Genomic DNA, 4925 nt, shown 5'->3' with positions numbered 1-4925 from the left:
GAGGTCGACGCCCTTGGTGGCCAGATGGGTCTAAATATCGATGCTACATACATACAGTCGAGAATATTAAATACGGCCAAGGGACCGGCAGTCCACTCCCTAAGGGCCCAGACAGATAAAAACCTCTACCATAGGGTAATGAAGGAAACTATTGAAAACCAAGAGAACCTAGACCTAATTATGGATGAGGTAGAGGAAATCCTCCATGAAGGAAATAGGATCACTGGTGTAGGAACCAGACTGGGATGCCAATATAGGTCCAGGGCAACCATACTTGCCACAGGAGTCTACCTAGAGTCAACAATATTTATAGGCCATGATACCTTCAAGGAGGGTCCAAACGGTCTTGGCTATGCTAAAAAGCTAACCAATAGCCTAAGAGGGCTTGGTCTAGACATGAGAAGATTTAAGACTGGTACACCAGCCAGGGTCCACAGGGACAGTATAGACTTTTCAGTCATGGAGCCCCAAGCAGGAGATGAAAAAGTAGTGCCATTTTCCTTTATGAATGAAAATATAGAAAGGGACCAGATTATTTGCTACCTTACTAGGACTACTCCTGAAACAAAGAAACTAATAGAGGATAATATTACAAAGTCTGCCATGTATAGTGGAAATATCGAGGGTACAGGACCTAGGTACTGTCCTTCCATCGAGGATAAGATAGTAAAGTTCAACGACAAGGAAACCCACCAGCTATTTATAGAGCCAGAGGGCTTAGACACAAAGGAGATGTACATACAGGGTGTATCAACTAGCTTCCCCCTAGATATGCAGGTAAGGATGTACCAGTCTATCAAGGGTCTAGAAAATGCTAAATTGATGAGACCTGCCTATGCCATAGAATATGACTGTATAAATCCAACCCAGCTAAAGCAGAACCTAGAAATAAAGGGCTTGGAAAATCTATTCTCAGCAGGCCAGTTCAATGGCACATCAGGCTACGAAGAAGCTGCAGCCCAAGGTCTAATAGCAGGTATTAATGCAGTCCTAAAAATAAGGGGCCAGGAAGCCCTGATACTAGATAGGTCTGATGGCTATATAGGTGTCCTAATAGATGACCTAGTAACAAAGGGAACTAATGAGCCTTACAGGATGATGACATCCAGGGCTGAATATAGGCTATACCTAAGACAGGACAATGCCGATATGAGACTGACTCAAAAGGGCTATGATATAGGCCTTGTAAGTCAAGAAAGATACGACCGGTTCCTAAAGAAAAAGGCCGATGTTGAGGAAGAAATAGAGAGACTAAAAAATGATAGGATAACCCCTAAGGAAATCAACCATATCCTGGAGGAAAGGGGTATAGTTGGCCTAAACAATGGCTTGTCCCTATATGAGTTTCTAAAGAGGCCGGAAGTAAACTACAGCCTACTTGAAGAGGTTGGTAAGGGATCAGACAAGGACCTATCCGATGAAGTCAAAGACCAGGCTGTAATAATGATAAAATACGAAGGCTATATCAGCAAACAGATGAAGCAGATTGACCAGTTTAGAAAGCTAGAAAAGAAAAAACTAAGACCAGACTTAGACTATGACGAAATAGAAGGTCTAAGAATAGAGGCAAGACAAAAACTAAATGCCATCAAGCCTACATCAATCGGTCAGGCATCTAGAATATCTGGTGTATCACCTGCTGATATATCTGTCCTACTAATCTACCTAGAGCAGGCAAGAAGAAAAAAATAGGAAACTACTAGTAGGTCTTTCATTATATGCCTACTAGCCAGTAAAAGACAAAATGTCTTTATTTGATTAATTTGAAGACTTGGAGGCTTAAATGAATCAAAACATTGAAAATATAGAATTACTAAAAAAAGGACTGGCTGATTTTTCAATCCAGGTAGATGACCTAATAGTGGATAGGTTTGAAAAATATAGACAGGTCCTCGTAGAATACAACCAGCATATGAACCTAACAGGCATCACAGAGCAAAGAGAAGTATATATCAAGCATTTTTTGGACTCTGTTGCCATATTTAAAAATGGCTATATTGGTGATGGCCTATCAGTTATAGACGTTGGTACAGGAGCTGGTTTTCCAGGCCTGCCATTTAAAATCTGTAACCCGAAGATCAAGTTGACCCTACTAGACTCTCTTAACAAGAGAATCAACTTCCTAAAGGCAGTTGGCCAAGAACTAAGCCTAGATGGTATAGACTATGTCCATGGCAGGGCTGAAGATATGGCCCAGAAACCAGACCATAGGGAAAAATACGATATAGCAACAGCGAGGGCAGTAGCCAGTCTACCCATCCTACTAGAGCTATGTGTCCCTTATGTAAAGGTCGGTGGTTTCTTTATATGCCTAAAGGGACCTGGTGTAGATGCAGAATTAGAAGATGCTAAAAACGCCATGAAGATACTTGGTGTTAAGTTGGTTGAAAGGATAGATGTCAGCCTACCAGACCAGGAATTAAAGCATAATATACTGGTCTTCAAAAAGGAAGAGCTCACTCCGGCTAAGTATCCAAGAAAAGCCGGTAAGCCTTCTAAAAATCCACTTTAGATTGTGGATTTAGGTGAATATATTATATTAAAAAGCCTTAGTTAGAATTTTTCTTAACCAAGGCTTTTTTAATATCAATGTTTATCTTCTATTTTGTCTATCTAAGAGCTTTTAACTCATCTTCTACAGAGCTTGATATAGACTTTTCTCCACCTACAATTATAATATTCTTTATATTAGTATTGGCCTTTATATACTCTCCTTGATATACATAAATATCATACTCTTTTTTGATAGACCAATATGTCTCATTATAGTATTTTCTCTTTTTCTTTGTTCAAAAATCATATTTAAGCTTGTATAATATATTGTTATTATTGACAGCACTGAAATATAAATACTATTTACAATTTTTTTCATCACTTATTATTTTTCCATCACTTATAGTAATAAGCCTATCCGCCTGCCTTGCTATATTTTCATCATGAGTTATCATAAGTAGGGTCTGGTTTAGGTCTTTTACAGTAGACCTAAGCAGACTCATTACCTCTTCAGTAGTCTTACTATCAAGGTTGCCTGTAGGCTCGTCTGCGAATATTATAGCAGGCTTGTTGGATAGGGCCCTTGCAATTGCCACCCTTTGCTGCTGACCACCCGATAATTCATTAGGGAACTTCTTTAGCTGGTCTTCTAGTCCAACCTTTTTTACTATATCCATAATATATTCCTTGTCTTCCTTCTTTCCATCTAGCTGGATTGGTAGGATTATATTATCATAAACATTAAGGACTGGTATTAGGTTAAAGCTTTGGAATATAAATCCAAATTCTTGTCTTCTTATTTTAGATAACTCATCATCACTCAGTGTATAAATATCATTCTCTCCTAGATACACATTTCCAAATGTTGGTTTATCAAGGCCAGCCATACAGTGAAGTAATGTTGATTTTCCACTACCCGATGTACCTACAATTGAAGTAAACTTTCCACATTCAATTTCTAAAGAAATATCGTCAACCGCCTTTACTATACAATCGTCTTTGCCATAATATTTTTTTATGTTATTTGCTAATAATTTTTTCATAGTTTATTCCTCTTTCATTCTTTTAACTTCTTCATCAAAAAAATCAACGCCATTATCTATAATAGCAACTAATAACATTACACCTCTCCTAAATCATATATTAATAATTTATCTAACTGCATATTGTTTATTTTAATATATGATATTTTACTCTTCAATCCTCTTTTTTAAAACTACAATATAAACCAAAACAAACAATACACTTACATATAATGTTGCTAATGATACCGTCTCAAAGCTAAATACCATTTTATATCCGCCACCAAGATATTTTATATGAACTAAGTAGTCATAAATTGATTTATACAATACTATTCCAAACATTATTACCCCTGATACTATCGCCCAGAATACACTTTCCTTGATATACATAAGTATCATATTCTTTTTCGATAGACCAATATACCTCATTATAGTATTTTCTCTTTTTCTTTGTTCAAAAATCATATTTAAGCTTGTATATATTGTTATTATTGACAGCACTGAAATATAAATAATAATTATAATAATTTTTTTTAAATATAATCTATGGTCATATTGATCAATATACTTAAATTCGGTTTCGGATATAGTTTTGTAGTTATTCTTTCCTAAGACTTTATCCATATATGCTCTTAGATTTTTACTATTGCTATTATAATTGAAATTTATTTCATCAGCACCTCCATATCCTACTAATTTCTTAAAATTATCTGTATCAGTGATTATTTCAGGAAGTAGCACCTGTGAAGCTACTTTTCTTGACCATTTTATATCATCAATAAATCCACCAACAATAATTTTTTTCGTTTTGTAGGCTTCTCTTCCATTGGAGTATTGGGCAACTTTGATCTTTATTACATCTCCAACTTTTATATTTTTCATAATTGGTATCATCTTCGTTTCTAATTTATTATAGACCTTCGATCTAAGATAGGCTACCGGGTATTCTGAAGTAGATTTAAATTTATTATTTCTTATAAACCCATTTTTTATTAGGAAGTCATCATCTACTCCTGTGATAACTGTTTTTATTTCTCTACCATTTAAATCTCTATCGTTTAAAAAGTATTCATTGAACATCTTTCCATCACTGATAAAATAGGCCTCTTTACTAGATTTCGTAACAATATTTTTAATTCTATTATCATCTCTAAACCTACCTATATTTCTATCATTCAAGTTGGATTTTGGTCTATAAATATTACTTAGGTTTGTAAGGTGATATTCTCTTCCCATAAGAAAATTTACTGAAGAATCAACATTCTTATTAAAATAATCTCTATTAATATTATCTACATATCTAGACAGTGATAAGCTCAACATAATAACCGGTATCATCAAATATATAGCATTTTTTTGTATATTTATTAATAATAGTTTCTTATGTATTTTTGTAGTTGGTCTTAG

5 protein-coding genes are annotated in these 4925 nt (G+C 35.0%); 2 read left to right on the top strand and 3 right to left on the bottom strand.

Translation table 11 applies throughout. From position 1 onward, the window contains the following. On the top strand, positions 1-1692 hold a 1692-nt coding region (mnmG, locus tag ACW6OJ_RS07390), incomplete at its 5' end, for a tRNA uridine-5-carboxymethylaminomethyl(34) synthesis enzyme MnmG (RefSeq protein WP_456096186.1). 91 nt (positions 1693-1783) lie between these two features. Then, positions 1784-2512: a 16S rRNA (guanine(527)-N(7))-methyltransferase RsmG gene (rsmG, locus tag ACW6OJ_RS07385; RefSeq protein WP_456096185.1), complete on the top strand. Its 729-nt coding sequence runs from the start codon at positions 1784-1786 to the stop codon at positions 2510-2512. A gap of 189 nt (positions 2513-2701) precedes the next feature. Here rsmG and ACW6OJ_RS07380 read toward each other — a convergent pair whose 3' ends face one another. The 3 genes from ACW6OJ_RS07380 to ACW6OJ_RS07370 form a co-directional block, all read right to left on the bottom strand. Further along, the gene (locus tag ACW6OJ_RS07380) at positions 2702-2800 is read right to left on the bottom strand and encodes a hypothetical protein (RefSeq protein WP_456096184.1); all 99 of its coding nucleotides are present in this window, start codon (positions 2798-2800) and stop codon (positions 2702-2704) included. 52 nt (positions 2801-2852) lie between these two features. Further along, the gene (locus ACW6OJ_RS07375) at positions 2853-3536 is read right to left on the bottom strand and encodes an ABC transporter ATP-binding protein (RefSeq protein ID WP_314495161.1); all 684 of its coding nucleotides are present in this window, start codon (positions 3534-3536) and stop codon (positions 2853-2855) included. 147 nt (positions 3537-3683) lie between these two features. Continuing rightward, positions 3684-4925: FtsX-like permease family protein (locus tag ACW6OJ_RS07370; RefSeq protein WP_456096183.1), on the bottom strand; the 1242-nt coding region annotated here is incomplete at its 5' end.

Source organism: Peptostreptococcus sp., from assembly GCF_977045075.1.
Note: the sequence above shows the minus strand (reverse complement) of the source record. Positions and strands in the feature narration are given on the sequence as shown.